The sequence below is a fragment of the Roseomonas nitratireducens genome, assembly GCF_017813355.1.
GTDB classification, from domain to species: Bacteria; Pseudomonadota; Alphaproteobacteria; order Acetobacterales; family Acetobacteraceae; genus Neoroseomonas; species Neoroseomonas nitratireducens.
On the sequence record NZ_JAGIYZ010000015.1, the window covers coordinates 52,985 to 75,161 of the forward strand.

Here is a 22,177-nt window from a genome sequence, read left to right on the forward strand (position 1 = left end):
AGCCCGCGCGACGAGAAGGCGAAAACGTCAGCCAAGCGTGATGCCGGCGGTGCGGATGACCTCCTCCGCCGTCCGGCGCTGGCCGGAGAGCCAGGCGGCGAATTCCTCCGGCGAATTGCCGACCATGATCGCCCCGGCGGGATCCATCCTGGAGCGCACGGCCGGCGCGCGCGCGGAAACCCGCGCCACGGCGGCGAGTCTCTCGATCGCCACGCTCGGCGTCCCGGCCGCGGCAAAAAGCCCGTTCCAATCCGTCAGGTCGAAGCCCGGGAAGCCGGATTCCGCCAGCGTCGGGACGTCCGGCAGGGTCGGGACGCGCGCCAGGCTCGTCACGGCCAGGATGCGCGCGCGGCCCGACTGCACCGGCGGGCGGATGGAGGAGGTGGTGATCAGAACCGCGTCGATGCTGCCCGCCATGATGTCGCGCGCCGCGTCCGCGCCGCCGCGATAGGGCGCGTGCACTAGGCGGATGCCGGCCTGGCGCTCGAAGGCCGCGAGCGCGAGATGGCCCATGCCCGCCGCCGGCGGCGTGCCGACCGAGATGGTGGCGGGGCGTGCCTTCGCCAGATCGATGAACTCCTGGATCGTGCGCGCGGGGAAGTCCGTCTTCACCGCGATGACCTGCGGGAAGAAGGAGACGAGCGTGATCGGCACGAAGGCCGTCGCGTAGTCGAAGCCCAGGTCGCGCATCAGCACCGGGTTGGTCAGCTGGTTCGCCGCGTCGATCAGGAAGGTGTAGCCGTCGCGCGGCGCCTGCAGCACGGCGTTGGCGGCAATCACGGCGTTGCCCCCGGTACGGTTCTCGATGACGATGTTCTGGCCCAGCGCCTCCTGCATGTCGGCGGCGATGGAGCGCGCCGCCGTGTCCGCGGCGCCGCCGGCCGCGAAGGGCACCAGCCAGCGGATCGGCCGGGCCGGCCAGGCGCCCTGGGCGAAGGAGGGCCGCGCCAGCGTCGGCGCGGCGAGCATGGCGCCGAGGATGGCGCGGCGCGTCATGGATGCGGTCATTCCTGTCGTCCTCCCTGTCCGTTGTCTCTCAGGCCTTGGCGAGGCGCGCGATTTCGCGCGCCACCGCATCGCCCATCGCCTCGGTGCCGAGGCGCGTGGCGCCGTCCTCCATGATGTCTGCCGTGCGATAGCCTTCCGCAAGCACGCGGCGCACCGCCGTCTCGATCCGCTCGGCCCGCTCGGCCTGGCCGAGGGAATGGCGCAGCAGCATCGCCCCGCACAGGACCGAGGCGAGCGGATTGGCGATGTCCTTCCCCGCGATGTCGGGCGCCGAGCCGTGCACCGGCTCGTACAGGCCCCGCCCCTCGGCGTTCAGCGAGGCGGAGGGCAGCATGCCGATCGATCCGGTCAGCATCGCCGCGGCATCGGACAGGATGTCGCCGAAGATGTTGCCCGTGACGATCACGTCGAAGTCGCGCGGCCGGCGGATCAGGTGCATCGAGGCCGCGTCGACGTACAGGTGCGTCAGCTCCACCTCCGGGTAGTCGCGCCCGACCTCGCTCACCACCTCCCGCCACAGCGCCATGGTCTCGAGCACATTGGCCTTGTCCACGGAGCACAGCTTCTTCCGCCGCGTGGCCGCGGCGCGGAAGCCGGCATGGGCGACGCGGCGGATCTCGCCTTCCGTGTAGCGCATCGTGTTGATGCCGACGCGCTCGCCGTTCTCGACATGCACGCCGCGCGGCGTGCCGAAATAGATGTCGCCGGTCAGCTCGCGCAGCACGATCAGGTCGACGCCTTCCAGCGCCTCCCGCTTCAGCGTCGAGGCGCCGATGAGTTCCGGGAAGGCCATCACCGGGCGGTAGTTGGCGAAGAGGTCCATGCGCTTGCGCAGGCGCAGCAGAGCGTGGCCGCCGCGTTGCTCGGGCGGCCGCAGGTCGCTCTCGTAGGTGCCGGCGGCGCCGAACAGCACGGCGTCGGCGCGTTCGGCGAGCGCGGCCGTCGCCTCCGGCAGCGGGTCGCCGGTGGTGTCGTAGGCGGCATCGCCGATCGGCGCCTCGGTGAAGTCGAACTGAGGACCGTTGGCGGCGACGGCGCGCAGCGCCTTCACCGCCTGGCGGGTCACCTCGGGGCCGATGCCGTCGCCGGCCAGGACTGCGATATGCATGTTCGTCGCTTCCTCGGTGTCAGGAATTCTCGCGGCCGATGCGCCGCTCGAAGGCGGCGATGTCGTCTTCATGGGCCAGGGTGAAGGCGAGTTCGTCCACGCCTTCCAGCAGGCAGTGGCGGGTGAAGGGATCGATCTCGAAGGGATGCACCGTGCCGTCCGCCCCGGTCACCGTCTGCGCGGCGAGGTCCACGGTGATCTCGGCGCCGGGCCGTGCCTCGGCCTCGGCGATCAGCGACGCGACCGCCTCGGCCGGCAGCACGACGGGCAGGATGCCATTCTTGACCGCGTTGATCGCGAAGATGTCGCCGAAGGACGGCGCGATCACCGCCCGGATCCCGGCGCCCTGCAGCGCCCAGACCGCGTTCTCCCGCGAGGATCCGCAGGCGAAGTTGCGCCCGCCGATCGCGATCCGCGCATCCCGCCAGCCATCGCGGTTGAGCGGGAAGTCCGGCACCTCCGTACCGTCCGCTGCGTAGCGCAGGTCGCGGAACAGGCAGGCGCCGTGGTCGCCGTCGCGCGGCATGTGCAGGAAGCGCGCGGGCAGGATCTGGTCGGTGTCGATGTTGTCGCGGGCGAAGGGCACGGCCGCCGCGCGCAGCGTGGTGAAGCGCTCCATCCTGTTCAGCCCCCCGCCAGCCGGCGCACGTCGACGATGTGGCCGCTGACCGCGGCGGCCGCGGCCATGGCCGGGCTCATCAGGTGGGTGCGCACGCCCGGACCCTGGCGGCCGCGGAAATTGCGGTTGGAGGTGGCCGCGACCCTTTCGCCCGGCGCGGCGATCTCCCCATTCGTGCCGAGGCACATGGAGCAGCCGGCCTCCCGCCAGGCGAAGCCCGCCGCGGTGAAGACACGGTCGAGGCCCTCGGCTTCCGCCTGCCGCTTCACCGGCGCGGAGCCGGGCACGACCCAGGCGGTGACGCCATCGGCCACGCGGCGCCCGTGCGCGATGGCCGCGGCGGCGCGCAGGTCCTCGATCCGTCCGTTGGTGCAGGACCCGATGAAGACGCGGTCGATGCGCAGCGCCTCGACCGGCATCCCTGGCGCGAGGCCCATATAGGCGAAGGCATCGGCCATGGCGGCGCGGCGCTCGGGATCGGGCTCCTGCGCCGGGTCGGGAATATGGCCATCGGCGGCGACCGCATCCTGCGGCGAATTGCCCCAGGTGACGGTCGGCGAGATATCGGTCGCGTCGATCGCGACTTCCCGGTCGAAGCGCGCGCCGGCGTCGCTCGGCAAGGAGCGCCAGCGTTCCACGGCGCGATCCCATTCGGCGCCCTGCGGCGCGTAGGGCCGGCCCTTCAGGTAGGCGAAGGTCGTCTCGTCCGGCGCCACCATGCCCGCGCGGCCGCCGGCCTCGATGGACATGTTGCACAGCGTCAGCCGCCCTTCCATCGACAGGCCACGGATCGCGCTGCCGGCGTATTCGATGACATGCCCCGCCGCACCCGCGGCGCCGATCGTCGCGATGATGTGCAGGATCACGTCCTTCGCCGTCACGCCCGCGCCGAGTTCGCCATCCACCGTGATGCGCATCGTCGCCGGCTTGCGCTGCCAGAGCGTCTGCGTCGCCAGCACATGCGCCACCTCGGTCATGCCGATGCCGAAGGCGAGCGCGCCGAGCGCGCCATGGGTCGAGGTGTGGCTGTCGGGGCAGACCATCAGCAGGCCGGGCTGGCTCAGCCCCTGTTCCGGCCCGATGACATGGACGATCCCCTGCCCCGCGTCCTGCAGGCCGAACAGGCGGATGCCGTGCTCGGCCGCGTTGCGCTCCAGCGTCTCGACCATCGCGCGCAAGGCGGGATCGGGGATGGCGGCGACGTCGCGCGTGTCGGTCGGCACGTAGTGGTCGGGCGTGCCGAAGATGCGTTCCGGCGCGCGGGGCTTCAGGCCCCGGCGGCGCAGCATCTCGAAGGCGGGCTCGCTGCCGTCGTGGATCAGGTGCCGGTCGACATAGAGCAGCACCTGCCCGTCCGGCCGTTCCAGCACGCGGTGGCGGTCCCAGATCTTCTCGAACATGGTGCGCGGCGCATCGGCATCCTCGGGCGGCATGGCTGCGCTCATCCTCCGGCATGGGCGGCGCGCAGCAGGCGCAGGTAGTCGCCTTCCTCCGCGCGGCGCGGGTTGGTCTGGTGGTGGTGGTCGCGCATCGCGGCGGCCGCGACGGCGGGCAGGCTTTCGTTCGGAACGCCCATGGCGGCGAGGCTGCCGGGCAGGCCGATGCGGCGGTTCAGCGCCGCGATCGCGTCGGCCAGGGCATCCGCCGTCGGCGCGACGCCGACAGCCTGCGCAAGGCGGGGAACCACGCCGCCGATCTCCGGCGCGTTGAAGCGCAGCACCGGCGGCAGCAGCAGCGCGTTGAGCGTGCCGTGATGCGGCCGGACAGGCAGCGCACCAAGCGCGTGCGACAGCGCATGCACCGCGCCGAGCCCCTTCTGGAAGGCGAGCGCGCCCTGCATCGAGGCAAGCATCATCTCCTTGCGCGCATCCCGGTCCGCGCCGTTTTCCACCGCGCGCGGCAAGGCCCGCCAGGCGCGGCCGAGGCCGTCCAGCGCGATGGCGTCGGCGATCGGGTTCTCGCGCGCCGAGCACAGCGTCTCGATGCAATGCGCCATCGCGTCCATGCCGGTCGCGGCCGTCAGCCCCGCCGGCAGCCCCAGCGTCAGCTCCGGGGCGCAGATCGCCGCGCGCGGGATCAGATGCGGGCTGCCGATCGAGACCTTGCGCCCATCATCGAGGATGATGAGCGCGCCGCGCGAGACCTCGCTGCCAGTCCCCGCCGTGGTCGGCACGGCGACGATCGGTGCCGCGGCGGCGGTAATGCGCGCGAGGCCGCCTTCCACCACCGCATAGGGCGCGAGCCGCGGCGCATCATGGGTCGCGGCGAGCGCGACGGCCTTGGCAAGGTCGAGCGGCGAGCCTCCGCCCAGCGCGAGCACGCCATCCGCACCGGAGGACAGGTACAGCGCGACCGCCGCATGCACCGCGGCCTCGTCCGGATTGGGGGGCGTCGCGTCGAACACCGCCGCCGCCGTGTCTGCGGGCAGTTCGCCGAGCAGCCGGTCCAGCAACCCCGCGGCGCGCACCCCCGCATCGGTCACGACCAGCGGGCGGCGGATGCCGGCAAGGCGCAGTTCCTCGGCCGTCTCGGCCAGCGCGCCGAAGCCGAACTGCACCCGGTTGAGATAGACCATCAGCGCCATGGCGCGGCGCCTCCGGTCACCGCGGCGGCGCGCAGGATCCCCTGGGGACGTAGGTCGTCGGCCCGAGCGCGCGCTGCGGCGGCAGGCCGGGCTGCTCGATGCGCTGCAGCAGGAAGCGCGCGGCCATGGCGCCGAGCACGCCGTGGTCCCATTGCACGACCGAGATCGCCGGGACGTGGAACTCCGCCAGCTCGCTCTCCGCGCCCGCGACGACCGATACATCCTGCGGGATGCCGAGGCCGCGGGCCTGCAGCGCGCGCAGCAGGCCCGGCAGCAGCGCCGTGCCGGCGACGAAGAAGGCGGTCGGCGGGTCTCGCAGTTCGAGCAGCAGCGCCGCTTCGCGCTCGGCGAAGGCGGTGGCGAAGGAGCCGAGCCGGACCAGCGCAGGGTCGAGCGACAGCCCGAGCGCCGCATGCGCTTCCCGCACGCCGCGCAGGCGCTCGCTGACCGGGCTGACCATCTCGGCGCCCGAGATCACCGCGATCCTGCGATGGCCGAGCGCCAGCAGGTGCGCGATCGCCGCCCGCGTCCCCGCCGCATGGTCCACCTTCACGCTGTCCAGGCTCTCCGGCCGCGCGCGGTCGAGCAGCGTGACCGGCATCGGCGCCTCGCGCAGCAGCTTGAGCAGCCGGCGGTCGCGCTCGGAGGAAGTAGCGATCACTAGCCCGTCCACCCGCCGGCGGGCGAAGCTCGCCAGCAGCGCCTGTTCCCGCGCGAAGGCGTGGTAGGAGGACGCGACGAGGAGGCTGTAGCCCTTCGCGTCCAGTTCCTGCTGCATCTGGTCGACGAAGCTTGCCAGCACCGGGACGGTCAGGTCGCGGACCACGCAGGCGAAGGTACGGGACTGGCCGCCGCGCAGGCTCTGCGCCGCGGTGTCGGGCGTGAAGCCGAGTGCCGCGATCGCGCTCGCCACGCGGTCGCGCAGCGCAGCCCCGACATTCGGATGTCCGTTGATGACGCGCGAAACGGTGCCGATCCCGACACCGGCCGCCTGCGCCACGTCGCGTATGGTCGGCTTCGCGCATCCGCCCGCGCCGCGGGACCCGGCCATGACTTCCCCCCTCGCCGCCGGCCGCGCGCCGACGGCACCCCGGCACCTGTAGGTCGCGTGGCGGCGAGGGGCAAGCCATCGGGCCTTCAGCCCTCGACGCGGATATTGCCGTCGCGCACCGCGCGGCCCCAGCGCTCGGATTCGGCGCGCAGGAAGGTGGCGTAGGCCGCGGGGCCGTAGCCCAGGCTGCTGAATCCGTTCGTGCGCAGCGTCTCCTGGAAGGCCGCCGTCTGCTGCACCTCGGACACCGCGGCGTGGATGGCCTCGGCCACCGGCGCGGGCGTGCGCGGCGCGGCGAGCAGCCCGATCCAGGCATCGGCCAGGACGGGGATGCCCTGCTCGGTCAGCGTCGGCACGTCGGGCACCAGGGCGAAGCGCTGCGCCGCCGCCACGCCCAGCATCTTCAGGCGGGGGCGCTGCGGGTTCGCGACCGCGACCGGGACCATCATGACGTCCACCTGGTCGGCGGTGATGGCGAGCACGCCAGGCCCGGCGCCCTGATAGGGCACATGCGTCATCTCGGCGCCGATCGCCGAGCGGAACACCTCGCCCGCCACGTGGGAGACGCTGGCATAGCCATAGGACGCGTAGTTGAGCGGCGGACGCGCCCGGCGCGCCAGCTCGACAAGCTGCTGCACGTTGTCCACCGGCAGGCCCGGCCGGGCGACCAGTGCGAAGACCACGCTCGCAATGCCGCTGACGGGAACGAATTCGGCGACGTTGTAGGGCAGGCGCGGATTGGCCGCCGGCAGCACCGTGTGCGTGTCGGCAGTGGCGAGGATCAGGCTGTGCCCATCGGCCGGGGAACCGAGCAGGTTCTGCGTCGCGACCACGCCATTGGCGCCCGGCCGGTTCTCGATGACCAGCGGCTGGCCGAGCTTCTCCCCGAGGCCCTGGGCGATCAGCCGCGCCAGCATGTCCGTCGCACCCCCCGGCGGGAAGGGGACGACGACGCGCACGGGACGCGTCGCGCGCCACGGCGCCTGTCCGAGCGACGGCCGCGCGAGCGCGGGGATGGCGAGCGCCGCGGCAAGCGCGGCACGGCGATTGATGGTGATGGTCATGGCTTCCTCCTGTGTCCCGTTCTGCCCGCTCATCGCCCGGTGAAGCGCGGCGGTCTTTTCTCGTTGAAGGCGGCGATCCCCTCCCGCCGGTCCTGGGTGGGGATCAACTGGTAGTAGGCCTCGATCTCCATCTGCATGCCGGTGCGCAGATCGGCCTGCAGGCCGTGGTCGATGGCCTTCTTGGCCTGGCGGATGGCGACCGGCGCATTGGCAGCGATGCGCCGCGCGGTGGCGAGCGCCTGCGCGAGCACCTCGCCCGGCGGAACCAGGCGGTTGACGATGCCCCAGGCCAGCGCCTCCTCGGCGGTGAAGTGCGCGCCGGTGAAGATGATCTCCTTCGCACGCCGCGCGCCGATGCTGCGCGGCAGATGCTGCGTGCCGCCGCCGCCGGGCATGATGCCCCGCGTCACCTCGGTGAAGGCGAAGCGCGCGCCCTCGACCGCATAGGCGAAGTCGCAGGACAGCACGAGTTCCAGCCCGCCCGCGAAGGCCGCGCCGTTCACCGCGGCGATCAGCGGGACGGGACAGGCGAGCAGCGCGCGCATCATGCGCTCGAACATGTAGTGCTGGCGCGCGAAGGCCTCGTCGTCCATGCCGTTGCGTTCGGCGAGGTCGGCGCCCGCGCAGAAGGCGCGATCGCCCGCGCCGGTCAGGACAACCGCCTGGCAGGCATGCGGCGCGGCCTCCAGCGTGCCGAACAGGGCGATCAGCTCCTCCCCGAGCGTCGTGTTCATCGCGTTGGCACGGTGCGGCCGGTTCAGCGTGACGACGAGCAGGCCGGGCTCCGGCTCCTCGACGCGCAGCGTCTCCCAGGCCTTCGCCACGAGCGGATGCGTCATGCCTTTTCCTCCTCGCACGCACGGAGCAGGTGCTGGTGCTCGCCCAGGCGCGGCGCCGGCCCGGCGGGGGCGGGGCGCCGGCCATCGAAGGAGATCGGCAGGCCGACCGTGCTCGGCCCACCGCCCGGCAGGGCGGAGACGATCCCGAGCGCGGCGGTCTGCGGGTCCGCCAGCGCCTGCGCCACGTCCTGCACGGGCCCGCATGGAATGCCGGCTTCACGGAGCGCGGCGGAGAGTTCGGCGAGCGTCCGCCGCGCCATCGCGCCCGCCAGCAGCGGGATCAGCGCGTCGCGGTTCTCGACCCGCGCGCCATTGGTCGCGAAGCGCGCATCCTCCGCGAGGCCGGCGAGGTCCAGCACGCGGCACAGCCGGCCGAACAGCAGGTCGTTGCCCGCGGCGACCAGCAGCGTGCCGTCGGCGGCGGCGAAGGTCTGGTATGGCACGATGTTCGACACGCCTGATCCGTAGCGCTGCGGCGCGGGGCCGCCGGCGAGCAGGTCGGCGACCGGCACCGTCATCCAGGCCAGCGCGGTTTCGTACAACGACACATCCACCACGCCGCCGCGCCCATCCCTTTCGCGCCGCAGCAGCGCCGAGACGATGCCGAGCGCGGCCCAGACGCCGGTGCCGAGGTCGTTCAGCGCCACAGGCACGCGCGCGGGCGGCGCGCCGGGATGGCCGTTCATGTCCATCAGGCCGGAGGCCGCCTGGATCAGCGGGTCGTAGCCCGGCTCCTCCCGCCGCGGCCCGACGCGGCCGAAGGCGCCGATGTTGCACATGATCAGCGACGGCTTCGCCGCGATCAGCTGCTCCGCGCCCAGCCCGGCCGCTTCCAGCGTGCCGACCTTGAGGTTCTGCAGCACGACATCCGCGCGGTCGAGGATGAGTTGCCGCAGCGCCGCGGCCGTGGCCGGGTCCCGCAGTTCCGCGACGACGCCGAGCTTGCCGCGGTTGACCGCGTGGAACAGCGCCGCGGCCCCATCCACGAAGGGCGGGCCCCAGCCGCGCGCATGGTCGCCCTTCCCGGCCGCCTCGACCTTGAGGACGGTCGCGCCGAGATCGGCCAGGATGGCGCCGGCGAAGGGGCCGGCCAGGCTGTGGCCGATCTCGACCACGAAGCGCCCGGCGAGCGGCAGCGCGTCAGACATCGGCGGCCTCCACGCACAGCGCCGCGGCGTCCTGCGGCGTCAGGCCGTAGTCCCGCGTCAGGGCTTCGGGCGTGACGTAGCCATCCTTCAGATCGTCCAGCAATCGCGCGCGGTCGCGCCGGCGCGGATCGCCGTAGCCGCCGGCGCCCGCCGGCTGCAGCAGCACCACGTCGCCCGCATGGACGATTTCGTGGCTGCCCTTGGCGGGCACATGCGTCACGGCCTCACCGCGGCGCACCTCGCAGACGAAGGTGGAGCCCGCCGCGCCGCCGAACTGGCCGAGCGGCGGATGGATGCCGCGCTCCCCGCAGGCGGTGAAGGTCGCTTCGCCGTAGCCCACGCGATAGACGCGGCGGGAGGTGAGCCCGCCCCGCCATTCGCCCGCGCCGCCGGTATCGGGCACCAGGGACCATTCCTCGACCGTCAGCGGCGAGGTCTGCTCGATGATCTCGACCGAGGTGCTGCCAGCATTGCCGACGTAGACGCGCACGCCGTTGACGCCGTCCTTCGTCGCGCGCGCGCCCATGCCGCCGGCATGCGGGTCGATGACGCCGACATAGCGCCGACCGGTCGCCGCCACCCGCGCCTCGTCCGGGTCCATGCCGCCGAACAGGCCGGAGAAGGCGCCGCAATTGCTCTGGCCGACGACGCGGTCCGGCATGGCCGGGGCAAGCGCCTTGAGCAGCAGGTCGATGATGCGTGGCGACGTCTCGGTGTTCCCCGCCACCACCGGCGCGGGGAAGCTGCAATTCACCACGCTGCCCTCTGGGGCCGCGATCGTGACCGGCCGGTAACAGCCCTGGTTGATCGGGATGGTGACGTCGGTGATGGCCTTCACCGTGAACCAGGTGCTGTTGCAGGTGACGGACAGCGGGCAGTTGATGCCGCCGCGCGTCTGCGCGCCCGTGCCGGCATAGTCGAAATGGATGGATTCACCGGCCTTGGTCACCTTCACGCGCAGCGGGATCGGCGCTGTGGGCCAGCCCGGCGGGCCGGAGACGGGCTCGAGCTCGTCCTCGGCCTCATAGGTGCCGTCGGGGATGGCGCGGATCGCCTCCCGCATCAGGCGTTCGGAATGGTCCAGGGCGCGGCGCATGGCCTCGGCGAGCGCGGCGGGGCCATGGCGGCGCGCGATCGCCGCGATGCGGCGGTCCCCCACCACGCAGCCGGCGTATTGCGACTGGACATCGAGCAGCCGCACCGCGGGGTCCCGCGTGTTCTGCAGGATGATCGTCATCAGATCCTCGACCGGCCGGTCGTCGCGATAGAGCAGCACGGGCGGGATGCGGATGCCCTCGGCGAAGACGTCCCAGGTCTGGGTGGTGTAGGAGCCCGGCAGCTGCCCGCCGATGTCGCTCCAATGCCCGCGGGTCATGACGAAGGCGACGATCGCGCCATCGACGAAGACCGGGCGCGTGAACTGCACGTCCGGCTGGTGGTTGCCGCCGCCGAGATAGACGTCGTTGCTGACGATGACGTCGCCCGGGCGCAGGCGGTCTCGGCCGATCGCCTCGACCGAGGCGCGCGTCGAGATCACCGCGGAACCAAGCATGGTCGGGATGTCGTTGCCCTGCGCGACGAGCTGCATCTCCGCGTCGAACACGGCGGCGGATGCATCGCCGCCGGAATGCACGATCGGGCTGCCGGCCGTGCGCATCATGGCGAGCTTCATCTCGCGCGCCGTCGCATAGAGGCTCGAGCGCAGGATCTCGTAGGTGACGATGTCCATCACGCGGCCTCCGCCGGGGCGAGGGTGACGACGAGCAGCGCGCCGTCGGCGATCTCGGCGCGGTCGCCGGGGCCGAGCACCAGGCTGCTGCTCGCTTCCTCGACCACCGCGGGGCCCGACAGCGCAAAGCCGGGCGGCAGGTCGCGGCGGCGCCAGACCGGCAGGTCCTGCATCCCGCCGCCCATCGCCACCTTGCGGCGCCGCCAGGGCGCGGGCGCGGCGATCGGCTCGGCGAAGCGCAGCGGCCCACGCCAGCCGGTCTCGGCGCGCGCCTCGATGCGGATGTTGTTCAGCAGAACCGGCTGGTCCGGCTTGGTGAAGTTCCACAGCCGCTCATGCGCCTCCTCGAAGGCAGCGCGGATCGCCGCGACGTCCAGGGAGGGCAGGTCGACCAGGATCGAATCCGGCTGTCCGGCGTAGCGGCAGTCGAGCCTGCGCCGGATGCTGCGCGGAATCGCCGGGTCGCGCGGCAGGTCGCGCGCGATGTCGTCCTCGAGGCGCGCGTAGAGATCGGCGAGCCAGGACGCATCCACGGCGTCGAGCAGCCGTTCCACCGCCGCCTGGCGATCCGCCTGCCGGTCGGCCAGCACCATGCCGAGCGCGCTGAACAGGCCCGGCGCGGGCGGCACGACGACGCGGGCCATCTCCAGTTCCCGCGCCAGGTCGATGGCATGCACGGGGCCCGCGCCGCCGTAGCACAAATAGTCGAAGCCGCGCGGATCGTGCCCGCGTTCGACCGTCAGCAGCCGCATGGATTGCGCCATCAGCGCGTTCGCCACCGCGCGCACGGCGTGCGCGGCTTCCAGCACGCCGAGGTTCAGCGGCCGCGCGAGGTGTTCGCCCACCGCGGCCTCGGCCGCCGCGCGATCGAGGCGGAAGGCGCCGTCGAGGAAGGTCTCCCCGTCGATATGGCCGAGCAGCAGGTTGCAGTCGGTGACGGTCGGGCGCGTGCCGCCGCGCCCGTAGCAGGCCGGGCCGGGATCGGCGCCCGCGCTCTGCGGCCCGATGCGGACGCCGCCGCCGGCATCCACCCAGGCGATGGAGCCGCCGCCGGCGCCGATGCTGTCGATGTCGATGCTCGGCGTGCGCACGGCGTAGCTGTGCAGCAGCGCCTGGGTCCGCAGCTCCGGACGCCCGTCGCGGATCAGGGAGACGTCGAAGGTGGTGCCGCCCATGTCGCCCAGGATGGCGTCGCCGCGCCCCGTCGCCTCGGCCAGGCGCATCGCCGCGCTCACGCCACCGGCCGGGCCGGATTCCAGCAGCAGGACGGGCCGCGCCGCCACCGTCGCGGCTTCGGCCAGGCCGCCATTCGAGCCCATGAACAACAGCTCGCCGCCGAAGCCCTCGGCCGCGAGGCCGTCGCGGAAGGCGTGGATGTAGCGCGCGCAGACCGGGCCGAGCATGGCGTTCATCACGGTGCTGCTGGTGCGCTCGTATTCGCCCTGCTGCGGGTTCACCTCGTGCGAGCAGGTGACGAACAGGCCCGGCAGCGCGGCGCGCAGGATGTCCGCGGCGCGGCGCTCATGGTCCGGATTGACCTGCGCGTGCAGGAAGGCGATCGCGACGGCCTCGACCGGGGTGCGGGCGATGCGGGCGGCGATCTCCCGCAAGACGGCCTCGTCCGGCGGCTGGACGACATTGCCCCGCCAGTCCAGCCGCTCCGGCACCTCGTAGCGCCAGCGGCGCGGCACGAGCGGCTTCGGGTTGTCGAACTGCAGGTCATAGAGGTCGGCGCGGTCGTGCCGCGCGATGCGGCGCAGTTCGAGAAGGTCGCGGAACCCGCGCGTGGCGAGCAGCGCGGTCGGCGCGCCCGTGCCCTCGACGACCATGTTGGTCGCCATGGTCGATCCGTGGCCGATGAAGCCGATCTCGGCCGGGCCGCAGCCCGCGACCTCGAGGATGCGCCGGAAGCCCGCGATGGCACCGACCACCCGGTCGGCGGGCGTCGTCGGCACCTTCGCGGTATGGACGCGACCATCTTCCTCGATGAGGACGACATCCGTGAAGGTGCCGCCCACGTCGATCCCTATGCGCTTCAAGCCCGTTTCCTCCCGGCGATCTCAGCCGCCGCCGCGGAACGGTGAAACGTTTCCACGAAGGCGTCAATGGCCGCGCCGGACGTGGGGCGCGGCCGGTCCGGACCGGGCGGCCCGCGGTGCGCCGTCCTGGCGCGGGACGGAGGTTCCACGGTAGCGTCCCGCATGGACCTTCGTTCCCATGGCGCCAGCGTGGCCGCCCTGCGCGATCACAACCTCGCGCTTGTCCTGCGCCGGATCATCGGCGCGCCAGGCTCCTCCCGCACCGAGATCGCCGCGCGCATCGGACTGACCGATGCCGCCGTCTCACGCATCACCCGCGACCTGATCGAGGCGGGCCTGGTGCGCGAAGGCAAGGAAGTGCCTGGCGGCCCCGGGCAGCGAGGCCGGCGACAGGTCCAGCTCGCCCCGGATGGGAACGGCGCGGCCTTCGTCGCCGTCAGCCTCACCATCTCGGATCGCCGGGTCTCGATCGTCGACCTGGCAGGGCGACGCCGCGCGGAGGCCGCCCTGCCGCTCGCCTTGCCTCGGCAATATCCGCGGCTGGTCGACGACGTCGTCGCCGCGATCCGTGGATTGCTTGCGCGGACAAGGATTCCCCGGCAGCGCGTCCTCGGCCTCGCGGTCGCGACGGCCGGCGCGGTCGAACAGGGGTCGGGACGTGTCGCCGCCTCCTCCCTCTCCGTCCTCGAAGGCAGGAGCCCGTCGGTCGATCTCACCGAGAGGCTCCGCATCCCGGGCGTCGTGGAGACGATCGGCAACACCTTTGGGCTGGCCGAGGCGCATCGCGCGATGCGCGACGGCGGCGACGACATGGCCGGCGCGAGCCTGGTCGTCCATGTCGCCTTCGGCCTGGGCATCAGCGTGATGCTCGACGGGCAGCCGATCCGCACCGGCGGCGACGAGCGAACGGCAGGGCATGTGCCGGTCGCCGGCGGGACGGGTCGCTGCGTCTGCGGCGCGCGAGGCTGCCTGATGGCCGAGGCCGCGGGCTACGGCATCCTCCGCCGCCTCTCCGGCCTGTCCGCGGACGCACCGCGCCAGGGCTGGGACGAGATGCGCCCCGAGGTGCTGCGCGACGCCGTGGCACGGGCCGCCGACCCGCCCGTGGCCGAGACGATGAGCGCAGCCGGCGACCTGCTCGGGGAGCGGCTGTTCGACATCGCATCCGTCCTCGCGCCGCGGCGGATCCTGCTGGGCGGTCCGCTCGCCGGAGCGCCGGCCTTCGTCGCCGGCATCGAGAAGGGCCTTTCGCGCGCGCATGCGCGCGTCGGGACGAAGCCCCCGCCACTGCGCGTGTCCGTCATCGACTACCTGCAGGCGACCGAACTCCTGGCGATCGAGGAATTCGTCCTGCGCAGGCCGCTCGCGCTCGCGACGGAGAGCGCGGCTTGATGGGCCCCTGGCAATTAATTACCGTCGGCAAGGATATCGGACCCAGCGGAGGACGCCGTGGAACTCATCGATCTCAGCCGCGAGATCCATCACAAGATGCAGCGGCTCGTGAACCACCCGACGATCGAGGTCTATCCGTTCAGCACGCATGAGGAGAAGCGCGTGGCCGATGGCTACGAATTCTCCTCCGCGACCATGGTGCTGCACATGGGCGACCATGGCGGCACGCATGTCGACGCGCCGGTGCATTTCGACGACCGCCCCGGTGCCAGGACGATCGAGGAGATGCCGCTCGAGACCTTCTTCACCGAGGCCGTCTGCCTCGATCTCACGCACAACCCGGACCGTACCGACATCACCATCGCCGATCTCGAGGCGGCGGAGCGCAAGGCTGGCGTGACCATCCAGCCGAAGGACACCGTGCTGCTCTACACCGGCTTCTACAAGCGCGCGGCGGGGACGGAGGGCTACATCACCGACTTCCCGGGCCTGACGAAGGACAGCGCGACCTGGCTCGGGCGCAAGGGCATCACCGCCTTCACCGTCGAATCCGTCAGCCCGGGCCGGCCGGGACGGAACAATTTCGAGGTGCATCACGTCTGCCGCGACCTCGGCTTCACGCATTACGAGGGCGTGGTGAACCTCGACAAGGTCGTCGGCCGCGGGCGCTTCCGCTTCATCGCCTTCCCGCTGCGCATCCGCGCCGGAACCGGCAGCCCCGTGCGCGCCGTGGCCTGGTTCCCGTGACGGAGGCCGCGGCCTGGCCGCTCGACGCGACGGACCTTGTCGCCGCCTACCGGTCGGGCCGGCTCGATCCCGTCGCGGCGCTGGACTCCTGCCTCCAGCGGATCGCGGCGACGAACCCGGCGCTGAATGCGATCGTGACGCTGGACGAACCCGGCGCGCGCGCGGCCGCGGCGGCGAGCGCCGCGCGCTGGCGGTCAGGCGCGCCGCTCGGGCCATTCGACGGCGTGCCCATCACGGTGAAGGACAACCTGTTCGTCGGCGGCCTCCGCGCGACATGGGGCAGCAATCTGCACGCTGACCACGTCGCGCCGCGCGACGACCTTCCCGTGGCCAGGCTGCGCGCCGCGGGCGCGGTGATCCTCGGCAAGACCAACACGCCGGAGCTGGCGCTTGCCGGCTTCACGAAGAATCCGCTGTTCGGCTCGACGGGCAATCCCTGGGCGCCCGATCGCCAGCCCGGTGGATCGAGCGGCGGCGCCGTCGCGGCGGTCGCCGCCGGCATGGGGCCGATCGCCGTGGCCACCGACGCCGGCGGGTCGCTGCGGCGCCCGGCGGGGCATGCGGGCGTCGCGACGATCAAGCCGACACCGGGACGCGTGCCGCGCCGCTGGGGCTTCCCGCCCCTCGCCACGGACTTCCAGGTGATCGGCCCGATCGCGCGCAGCGTGCGCGACCTTCGCGCCGCCCTCGCCGTGATGGGCGATGCGCGGCCCGTGGCGGCGACGCCCGCTCGGCTGCGCATCCGTGCGGTGCGCCGATGCGGCGCGGCGCCGATCGATCCCGGCGTGCTCGCCGCCTTCGACGGCGCCCTCGCCGTGCTGCGGAGCCTCGGCCACGAGGTCGAGGAGGTGCCGGCGCCCTGGGACCCGGACGAGGTCGGCGCGTTGTTCTCGACCATCTCGGCCGTCGGCGTCGCGCGGGCGGTGTCCGGCCATGCCGGCTGGGAAGGGCTCGTCACGCCGGCGATCCGCGCCCAGGCGGAGGTGGGCCTGGCGATGCCCGCGACCGACTATCTCCGCGCGCTCGACCGCATCGCCGTCCTGCGGGGCGAACTCGGGGACTGGATCGCGGGCGTCGATGCCGTCGCGACGCCGTCCTCGGCCGTGCTGCCCTGGCCGCGGGAGGCACCCGGCCCCGATCTCGTAGCGGGCGTGGCGGCGGGCCCGCGCGCCGCGGCGATCTATTCCACCGTCATCAACCTCGCGGCGCTGCCGGCCATCGTGGTCCCATCCGCCCAGGTCGACGGTCTGCCGACCGGGTTGCAGCTGGTGGGCGCGGCGTTCCGCGAGGAACTGCTGCTCGACCTCGCCGAGGCCTATGAGCGGGCGGCACCGTGGCGGCAGCTCCCGCCGCCCTGACGCGGATCAGTTGCCGGTGCGGCGCACCGGCAGGGCCGAGGTATCGATGCCGGCAAGCCAGGCTGGCCCGCCATGTGCGACGAACAGCGCGGCGGCCAGCCCCGCGAAGGCCGTCTGCACGACAAGGTCGCGCTCGCCGAAGGTGCCGCGGGCCGCATTCGCGCAGATGATCACGCCCAGATAGGCATCCTTCCACAGCATCGGCGTGAACATCGAGGAGCCGGCCCGGAAGGCCTGCAGGATCTTCACGAAACTCGCATGCAGCGTCGTGTCGTGCAGCACCATCGACCGGCATGTCACAGCGACATGCCCGGGATGGCCGAGTTCGATGTCCACCAGTTCGTGGTGTTGCTCGGGCGGGAAGTTCACCGGCGCACTGATCATGTGATGCCGGCCATCCGGCATGCGCAGGAAGACGGCGCAGGCGCTGGTGACAGCAGGCTGCGGATCGTCGCGATAGGCCCGCGGCGCGAGCGCGGCGGAAGGGTCGCCCAGCAGCGCGGGCAGTGTCCGCGTCACGCTCCACAGGGCCTCCTCGGGGCCCTCGGCCGCCGAGGCTTCCGACGCCACGCGGCTGAGCGCGAGCATCGCGTCGTGGGAAAGCTCCAGCGTGTTGCGCATCGGTCGGCCTATCGCAGCAGGTTCAGCTGCCGGGCGACGGTACCCAGCGCCTCATATTCCGCGCGGATCGAGCGGGCGAAGGCCTCGCCGGTCTCGATGTTCAGCACCGCGGCCTGCTGCTGCATCAGCGTCGCGAAGTCCGGGTGCCGCGCGGCTTCGGTGAAGGCCGCGGTCAGGCGTTCGAGCCGATCGGCCGGCACGCCGCTCGGCGCGATCAGGCCCCACCAGATGGTGATCGCCATGTCCGTGAGGCCAAGCGCCGCCAGCCCCTGGCTGCCTGGCGCCTCGGGGGACCCGTCCGCTGTGGTCAGCATCAGGCATTTCGCCGTGCCGGCACGAAGCGCCGGAACCGCGCCCGTCAGCGAGCCGCCATAGAAGGTGATGTGCCCGCCGAGGAAGGCCGGCAGCGTCTGGCCCGCGCCCTGGAAGGGCACCGCCGTCAGCTCGAGCCCGAGCCGGCGCCACACGCGCTCGACGCCCAGATGCATGACGCCGCCCATGCCTTCGTTGCCCCAGGTGTACTGGCCGGGATTGGCGCGGATGCGCGCCACCATCTCCTGCAGGTTGGACGCGGGAAAGTCCGGCCGGGCGCAGATCGCGAAGGGCGAGTAGCCGACGCGCATGACGGGCGTGTAGCTGTCCATCCGATACCGCGCGCCGAGCGTATGCGGCGCCGCGGTGATGGGCGTGTTCCAGACGAAGCCGAGCGTATGCCCGTCCGGACGGGAGTCGAGAACAGCCTGGGTGCCGATCGTGCCACTGGCGCCGGCACGGTTCTCGACGATGATCGGCTGGCCGAGCGAGGCGCCGATCAGTTCGACGAGCTTGCGCGCGAAGATGTCGGTGCCGCCGCCCGGGCTGACCGGCACGATGACGCGGATCGGCCGATCGGGAAACGACTGGGCCGCGACAGGCCACGCCGCCCACGAAAACAGGCATGCCAGGAGCGTGCGGATAAGCATGGGAACCCTCCTTCCGTTCGGCCGTGCAATGGCGCGTGGCGGATTTGGCTACCGCTTGTAACCAACCCTACGACCGGATGGAGGGGTTGCAAAGCCGTGCGACGCGGCGCTGCGGAACGAGCGCCCTGCCCTGTCCCACGCAGGAGGCCGATCGCCGGGCGGCGGCGCTACTGCTCGCCGCCGGCGTCGCCCCGGCTTCGCGGCGTCTTGCGCTGTGCGGCCATCCGCACCGCGGCATTGGCCGCGCCGAAGCCCGCATACCCGCCGCCGCGCGCCGCGATCTCGAAGAAGAACCGGTCGCGGAAGGCGTGGGTGTAGGCGTGGCGGAACTCCCCGCCCGCCGCGTCGCGGTCATACAGCAGATGGTGGGCCGCGTGCCCGGCCAGCTCCTCCTCCTCCAGCCCGATCCGCGCGCCGAGATCCTCGTAGTAGTTGGCAGGAATCTCGAGCAGCGGCGCGCCGCGCGCGACGGCGCCCGCGGCCGCCTCCGCCGCATCGGCCGCGGCGAAGGCGATGTGGTGCACGCCCGCGCCCGCGAGCGCCGAGACGAAGCGCCCGGTGCCCGTCCGCCCGCTCTCGGACACGTTCAGCGGCAATCGCACCGCGCCCTGCCCGCCCACGAAAGCGCGCGACCTGACGAGGCCGTAGGGGTCCGGCAGTTCCCACGGCGCATCGGGCTCCATGCCGAACAGCGCGCGATAGAACAGCGCGAAACTGTCCATCAGCCCCGGTGCGACCGCCTGCGCGGCATGATCGATCCCGAGGAAGCCCCCGTCGGCGCGATCCTGTTCGAGATGGAAGTCATCCTCCCAGATCGGCCTCTCGCCCTCCGCGAGGTCCGCCACCAGGTAGACCAGCGTGCCGTCGGGCGCGCGCACCGCCGGGATGCGGCGCTCTCCCGCACCGATGCGTTCCCGCCAGACCGGGTATGACAGCGCCTCCGCGCGCGCGACCAGCCGCTCCGGATCGTCCAGGCGGAAGGCGATGGCGCAGACGCAGGGGCCACGCGCCTCGAAGCGCTCGCTCGCCGCGCTGTCGGGTTCGCTGTTGAGGACGAGGTTCGCGCCGCCGCTGCGCCAGAGCTCGACATCCTTCGAGCGGTGCATGCCTGCGCGTCGGAAGCCGAGGCTCGCGGCCATGCGCGCAAGGTCCTCCCGCGACTCGTGGTCGAGCGCGAACTCGACGAATTCGACGCCGGCGAGCCGGGGCAGCGCCGGAAGCTCGGCGAGGCCGACCTGCTCCTCCAGCCAGGCCAGGCTCCGCAACCCATCGCGCGCGATCCGCCGCGACGGCGCGGCGCGGAACTCGTCGTTGAAGATCTCGAGCGAAAGCGGCCCGGCATAGCCCGCCGCCATCACGCCGCGCAGGAAGTCCGCGACCGGCAATTCGCCCTGGCCCGGAAAAAGCCGGTGGTGGCGGCTCCAGGACAGCACGTCCATCGCCAGGCGCGGGGCGTCGGCGAGTTGGAGGAAGAAGAGCTTCTCCGGCGGCACCGTCGCGGCAAGGTCGTCGACATCGTCGCCGAGCGAGAGGGTGTGGAAGCTGTCGAGGCAGAGGCCGAGCGCCGGATGGTCGGCCGCGCGGACGATCTCCCAGGCCTGGCGCCATCGGCTGACATGCCGTCCCCAGGCCAGCGCTTCGTAGCAGACGCGCAGGCCGCGCTTCGCGGCGCGCTCGGCCATCTCCCGCAGGTCCGCCGCCGCGCGGTCCGCGCCAGGCAGGGCGGCCGGATGGACCGAGGAGCAGACCAGGAGGAGATCCGTCCCGAGCGCCTGCATCGTGTCGAACTTGCGTTCGGCGCGGTCCATGGCACGGACGCGAAGCCCCTCCGGCATCCCCTCGAAGTCGCGAAAGGGCTGGAAGATCGTGATGGCGAGGCCGAGATCCTCGCACATCGCGCGCACCTCGGCGGGCGTGCCGTCGAAGGTGAGGAGGTCGTTCTCGAAGATCTCCACGCCCTCGAATCCCGCCGCGGCTGCGGCCTCGAGCTTGTCGGGCAGCGAGCCCGAGAGGCAAACGGTGGCGATCGAGCGGTCGGGGCGGCGCGCGGTCATCGGGTCGCGTCTCCGGGATTGTCGGGCGTGGTCGCACCGGGCGTGGGGGAAGGGCCTTGCGCCGGGCAGGCCGGCGGGAGTCTATTGGCAATGTACGAACCAGAGGGTTCATTCGCATGCCATCCACCAGCCGGCCCGAACCCGCCGCTGAGGAAGCGCCCACGCCGCGCCGCGGCGTTCGGGCGCCGGAGCGCACGCGCCTCGAGATCCTCGATGCCGCGACGGCCGAGTTCAGCGAGAAGGGCTTCGCGGGCGGCCGCGTCGACGACATCGCGGCGCGGATGCGCACGACCAAGCGCATGATCTACTACTATTTCGGCGGGAAGCAGCAGCTCTACGCGGCCGTGCTGGAACGCGCCTATGGCGGCATGCGGGACGCGGAGGCGGCGCTCGACCTCGACGGGCTGCCACCGGCCGAGGCGCTGCGGCGCATCGTCGAGGTGACCTTCGACCATCACGCCGCGCATCCCGAATTCGTTCGCCTCGTCAGCGTCGAGAACATCCATGAGGCGCGCAACGTCGCAGCATCCCCCGTCATCCGCGCGCGCAACGCGGCGGTGATCAGCACCCTTGCCGCGCTGATCGCGCGCGGGGAACGCGAGGGCGCGTTCCGGCCGGGACTCGATGCGCTGGACCTGCACATGCTCATCTCCTCCTTCTGCTTCTACCGCGTCTCGAACCGCAACACGCTGCGCGCGATCTTCGGGCGGGACGGACGGCAGCCCGCGGTCGCCGCGCGCCACCGGCAGATGATCACGGAAGCGGTGCTTCGCTACGTGCGCCCGGGGGATTGAACCGCGGCGCCGTGGGCATGACGCGGCGCGCTCCATCTTTCAGCCCACCGGCATCCCGGCGAAGTGGCGGAGCATCCGCTCCGCGTCGGGTTCGAGGCCGGTGAACAGCCTGAAGGCGCCGACCGCCTGGAAGACCGCCATCCCGCCGCCATCGAGCGTGCGGCATCCGATCGCGCGCGCGGCGCGCAGCAGTTCCGTCTCGCGCGGGAAATACACGATCTCCGCCACCCACAGCGCGGGATGGAGGAGGCCCGGCGGCAGCGGCGTGCCGGGCAGCTTGGCCATGCCGACCGGGGTGCAGTTCACCACGCCGTCGGCCGCGGCGATGGCGGCGGGAAGGTCCTCGCACGCCACCGCCCGGCCGGCCCCGAAGCGGGCCGAGAGATCGGCGGCGAGCGCCCCGGCCCGGCCACGATCGGTGTCCGAGACCAGGAGCCGACCGACGCCTTCCGACAGCAGCGCGTGCGCGACGGCCGAGCCCGCGCCGCCGGCGCCGAGTTGGACGACGCTGTCGCGCCGGACATCGGGGAGGCCGCGGCGGAAGGCGGCGGCGAAGCCCGTGCAGTCGGTGTTGTGGCCGACCCGTCGCCCATCCTTCAGCACCACCGTGTTGACCGCGCCGAGCGCGGCTGCGTCCGGCGAAAGCTCATCGAGCAGCGGCAGCACGGCCTGTTTGCAGGGATAGGTGATGTTCAGCCCGGCGAAGCCCATCCATTCGGCGGCGCGGAGCAGGTCCGGCAGACGGTCCGCGCCGATGCGCAGCGCGTCGAGGTCGATGCGGCGATAGACCAGCCGCAACCCCTGCTCGGCGCCTTCGCGTTCGTGCATGGCGGGGGTGCGGGACCCGGCGATGCCGCTGCCGATCAGGCCGGCGAGGAGTGGCGGGCGTTCATCCCACAGGGTCATTGGCGGTGTTCCCCAGGCCCGTTGCGTCGCGATCGACGGGGCCATGATTTTCGCTTGACGGCATTTTGTACTAACCAGTACATACACGTCAACGCGGAATTCGGATGCATGCCGCAGCCGGGGACCGCGTGGGGAAAACCGTTCAGGGAGCAGC

Annotated in this window: 19 protein-coding genes; 4 read left to right on the plus strand and 15 right to left on the minus strand. The window is 72.4% G+C overall.

Annotated elements, in window-relative coordinates; all coding sequences use genetic code 11:
* Positions 1-27 precede the first annotated feature (27 nt).
* The 11 genes from J5Y09_RS15700 to J5Y09_RS15750 form a co-directional block, all read right to left on the minus strand.
* Positions 28-1,008 (minus strand): Bug family tripartite tricarboxylate transporter substrate binding protein, encoded by a 981-nt coding sequence (locus J5Y09_RS15700; RefSeq protein ID WP_209352761.1) that lies wholly within the window; start codon positions 1,006-1,008, stop codon positions 28-30.
* A 28-nt stretch (positions 1,009-1,036) separates the two neighbouring features.
* The gene (gene leuB, locus J5Y09_RS15705; RefSeq protein WP_209352762.1) at positions 1,037-2,116 is read right to left on the minus strand and encodes a 3-isopropylmalate dehydrogenase; all 1,080 of its coding nucleotides are present in this window, start codon (positions 2,114-2,116) and stop codon (positions 1,037-1,039) included.
* Between the two features lie 19 nt (positions 2,117-2,135).
* Positions 2,136-2,735 (minus strand): 3-isopropylmalate dehydratase small subunit, encoded by a 600-nt coding sequence (leuD, locus tag J5Y09_RS15710; RefSeq protein ID WP_209352763.1) that lies wholly within the window; start codon positions 2,733-2,735, stop codon positions 2,136-2,138.
* A gap of 5 nt (positions 2,736-2,740) precedes the next feature.
* The gene (gene leuC, locus J5Y09_RS15715; protein ID WP_209352764.1) at positions 2,741-4,168 is read right to left on the minus strand and encodes a 3-isopropylmalate dehydratase large subunit; all 1,428 of its coding nucleotides are present in this window, start codon (positions 4,166-4,168) and stop codon (positions 2,741-2,743) included.
* Between the two features lie 8 nt (positions 4,169-4,176).
* Complete coding sequence (locus tag J5Y09_RS15720; RefSeq protein WP_209352765.1) at positions 4,177-5,319, minus strand: iron-containing alcohol dehydrogenase; 1,143 nt, start codon at positions 5,317-5,319, stop codon at positions 4,177-4,179.
* A gap of 16 nt (positions 5,320-5,335) precedes the next feature.
* On the minus strand, positions 5,336-6,370 hold the full coding sequence (locus J5Y09_RS15725) for a LacI family DNA-binding transcriptional regulator (RefSeq protein ID WP_209352766.1): 1,035 nt from the start codon (positions 6,368-6,370) through the stop codon (positions 5,336-5,338).
* An 86-nt stretch (positions 6,371-6,456) separates the two neighbouring features.
* Positions 6,457-7,434 carry a tripartite tricarboxylate transporter substrate binding protein gene (locus tag J5Y09_RS15730; RefSeq protein ID WP_209352767.1) on the minus strand — a complete coding sequence of 326 codons (978 nt, stop codon included), beginning with the start codon at positions 7,432-7,434 and terminating at the stop codon, positions 6,457-6,459.
* A gap of 29 nt (positions 7,435-7,463) precedes the next feature.
* Positions 7,464-8,273 (minus strand): enoyl-CoA hydratase-related protein, encoded by an 810-nt coding sequence (locus J5Y09_RS15735; RefSeq protein WP_209352768.1) that lies wholly within the window; start codon positions 8,271-8,273, stop codon positions 7,464-7,466.
* Positions 8,270-9,421: a CaiB/BaiF CoA transferase family protein gene (locus tag J5Y09_RS15740; RefSeq protein WP_209352769.1), complete on the minus strand. Its 1,152-nt coding sequence runs from the start codon at positions 9,419-9,421 to the stop codon at positions 8,270-8,272. The genes J5Y09_RS15735 and J5Y09_RS15740 overlap by 4 nt, the downstream gene beginning before the upstream one ends.
* Positions 9,414-11,150, minus strand: coding sequence for a hydantoinase B/oxoprolinase family protein (locus J5Y09_RS15745; RefSeq protein WP_209352770.1), 1,737 nt, complete (start codon positions 11,148-11,150; stop codon positions 9,414-9,416). Before J5Y09_RS15745 ends, J5Y09_RS15740 begins: the two co-directional genes overlap by 8 nt.
* On the minus strand, positions 11,150-13,189 hold the full coding sequence (locus tag J5Y09_RS15750; protein ID WP_209352771.1) for a hydantoinase/oxoprolinase family protein: 2,040 nt from the start codon (positions 13,187-13,189) through the stop codon (positions 11,150-11,152). The genes J5Y09_RS15745 and J5Y09_RS15750 overlap by 1 nt, the downstream gene beginning before the upstream one ends.
* Positions 13,190-13,351: 162 nt before the next feature.
* On the opposite strand from J5Y09_RS15750, the gene J5Y09_RS15755 reads away from it, so the two are divergent.
* From J5Y09_RS15755 to J5Y09_RS15765, 3 genes are read left to right on the plus strand one after another with little or no spacing between them, the layout of a single operon-like run.
* A complete protein-coding gene (locus J5Y09_RS15755; protein WP_209352772.1) occupies positions 13,352-14,581 on the plus strand; it encodes an ROK family transcriptional regulator in 1,230 nt (409 codons plus the stop codon).
* Positions 14,582-14,638: 57 nt separating this feature from the next.
* Positions 14,639-15,328, plus strand: a complete 690-nt coding sequence (locus tag J5Y09_RS15760; RefSeq protein WP_342451491.1) for a cyclase family protein — start codon at positions 14,639-14,641, stop codon at positions 15,326-15,328.
* Positions 15,325-16,686, plus strand: coding sequence for an amidase (locus J5Y09_RS15765; protein WP_209352773.1), 1,362 nt, complete (start codon positions 15,325-15,327; stop codon positions 16,684-16,686). The genes J5Y09_RS15760 and J5Y09_RS15765 overlap by 4 nt, the downstream gene beginning before the upstream one ends.
* Positions 16,687-16,692: 6 nt before the next feature.
* Here J5Y09_RS15765 and J5Y09_RS15770 read toward each other — a convergent pair whose 3' ends face one another.
* The 3 genes from J5Y09_RS15770 to J5Y09_RS15780 form a co-directional block, all read right to left on the minus strand.
* On the minus strand, positions 16,693-17,307 hold the full coding sequence (locus J5Y09_RS15770; RefSeq protein ID WP_209352774.1) for a GAF domain-containing protein: 615 nt from the start codon (positions 17,305-17,307) through the stop codon (positions 16,693-16,695).
* A gap of 8 nt (positions 17,308-17,315) precedes the next feature.
* Positions 17,316-18,269 carry a Bug family tripartite tricarboxylate transporter substrate binding protein gene (locus J5Y09_RS15775; RefSeq protein ID WP_209352775.1) on the minus strand — a complete coding sequence of 318 codons (954 nt, stop codon included), beginning with the start codon at positions 18,267-18,269 and terminating at the stop codon, positions 17,316-17,318.
* Positions 18,270-18,436: 167 nt separating this feature from the next.
* Positions 18,437-20,323, minus strand: a complete 1,887-nt coding sequence (locus J5Y09_RS15780; protein WP_209352776.1) for a bifunctional sugar phosphate isomerase/epimerase/4-hydroxyphenylpyruvate dioxygenase family protein — start codon at positions 20,321-20,323, stop codon at positions 18,437-18,439.
* A 116-nt stretch (positions 20,324-20,439) separates the two neighbouring features.
* On the opposite strand from J5Y09_RS15780, the gene J5Y09_RS15785 reads away from it, so the two are divergent.
* Positions 20,440-21,117 carry a TetR/AcrR family transcriptional regulator gene (locus J5Y09_RS15785; protein ID WP_209352777.1) on the plus strand — a complete coding sequence of 226 codons (678 nt, stop codon included), beginning with the start codon at positions 20,440-20,442 and terminating at the stop codon, positions 21,115-21,117.
* Between the two features lie 39 nt (positions 21,118-21,156).
* Here the strand turns inward: J5Y09_RS15785 and J5Y09_RS15790 are convergent, their stop codons facing one another.
* Complete coding sequence (locus tag J5Y09_RS15790; protein ID WP_209352778.1) at positions 21,157-22,023, minus strand: shikimate dehydrogenase; 867 nt, start codon at positions 22,021-22,023, stop codon at positions 21,157-21,159.
* Positions 22,024-22,177 lie beyond the last annotated feature (154 nt).

Excerpts from the sequence above, each read along its gene's own strand:
- J5Y09_RS15700 (WP_209352761.1), bottom strand. The coding sequence starts at position 1,008 with ATGACCGCATCCATGACGCGCCGCGCCATCCTCGGCGCCATGCTCGCC.
- leuB (WP_209352762.1), bottom strand. The coding sequence starts at position 2,116 with ATGCATATCGCAGTCCTGGCCGGCGACGGCATCGGCCCCGAGGTGACC.
- leuD (WP_209352763.1), bottom strand. The coding sequence starts at position 2,735 with ATGGAGCGCTTCACCACGCTGCGCGCGGCGGCCGTGCCCTTCGCCCGC.
- leuC (WP_209352764.1), bottom strand. The coding sequence starts at position 4,168 with ATGCCGCCCGAGGATGCCGATGCGCCGCGCACCATGTTCGAGAAGATC.
- J5Y09_RS15720 (WP_209352765.1), bottom strand. The coding sequence starts at position 5,319 with ATGGCGCTGATGGTCTATCTCAACCGGGTGCAGTTCGGCTTCGGCGCG.
- J5Y09_RS15725 (WP_209352766.1), bottom strand. The coding sequence starts at position 6,370 with ATGGCCGGGTCCCGCGGCGCGGGCGGATGCGCGAAGCCGACCATACGC.
- J5Y09_RS15730 (WP_209352767.1), bottom strand. The coding sequence starts at position 7,434 with ATGACCATCACCATCAATCGCCGTGCCGCGCTTGCCGCGGCGCTCGCC.
- J5Y09_RS15735 (WP_209352768.1), bottom strand. The coding sequence starts at position 8,273 with ATGACGCATCCGCTCGTGGCGAAGGCCTGGGAGACGCTGCGCGTCGAG.
- J5Y09_RS15740 (WP_209352769.1), bottom strand. The coding sequence starts at position 9,421 with ATGTCTGACGCGCTGCCGCTCGCCGGGCGCTTCGTGGTCGAGATCGGC.
- J5Y09_RS15745 (WP_209352770.1), bottom strand. The coding sequence starts at position 11,150 with ATGGACATCGTCACCTACGAGATCCTGCGCTCGAGCCTCTATGCGACG.
- J5Y09_RS15755 (WP_209352772.1), top strand. The coding sequence starts at position 13,352 with ATGGACCTTCGTTCCCATGGCGCCAGCGTGGCCGCCCTGCGCGATCAC.
- J5Y09_RS15770 (WP_209352774.1), bottom strand. The coding sequence starts at position 17,307 with ATGCGCAACACGCTGGAGCTTTCCCACGACGCGATGCTCGCGCTCAGC.
- J5Y09_RS15775 (WP_209352775.1), bottom strand. The coding sequence starts at position 18,269 with ATGCTTATCCGCACGCTCCTGGCATGCCTGTTTTCGTGGGCGGCGTGG.
- J5Y09_RS15780 (WP_209352776.1), bottom strand. The coding sequence starts at position 20,323 with ATGACCGCGCGCCGCCCCGACCGCTCGATCGCCACCGTTTGCCTCTCG.
- J5Y09_RS15785 (WP_209352777.1), top strand. The coding sequence starts at position 20,440 with ATGCCATCCACCAGCCGGCCCGAACCCGCCGCTGAGGAAGCGCCCACG.
- J5Y09_RS15790 (WP_209352778.1), bottom strand. The coding sequence starts at position 22,023 with ATGACCCTGTGGGATGAACGCCCGCCACTCCTCGCCGGCCTGATCGGC.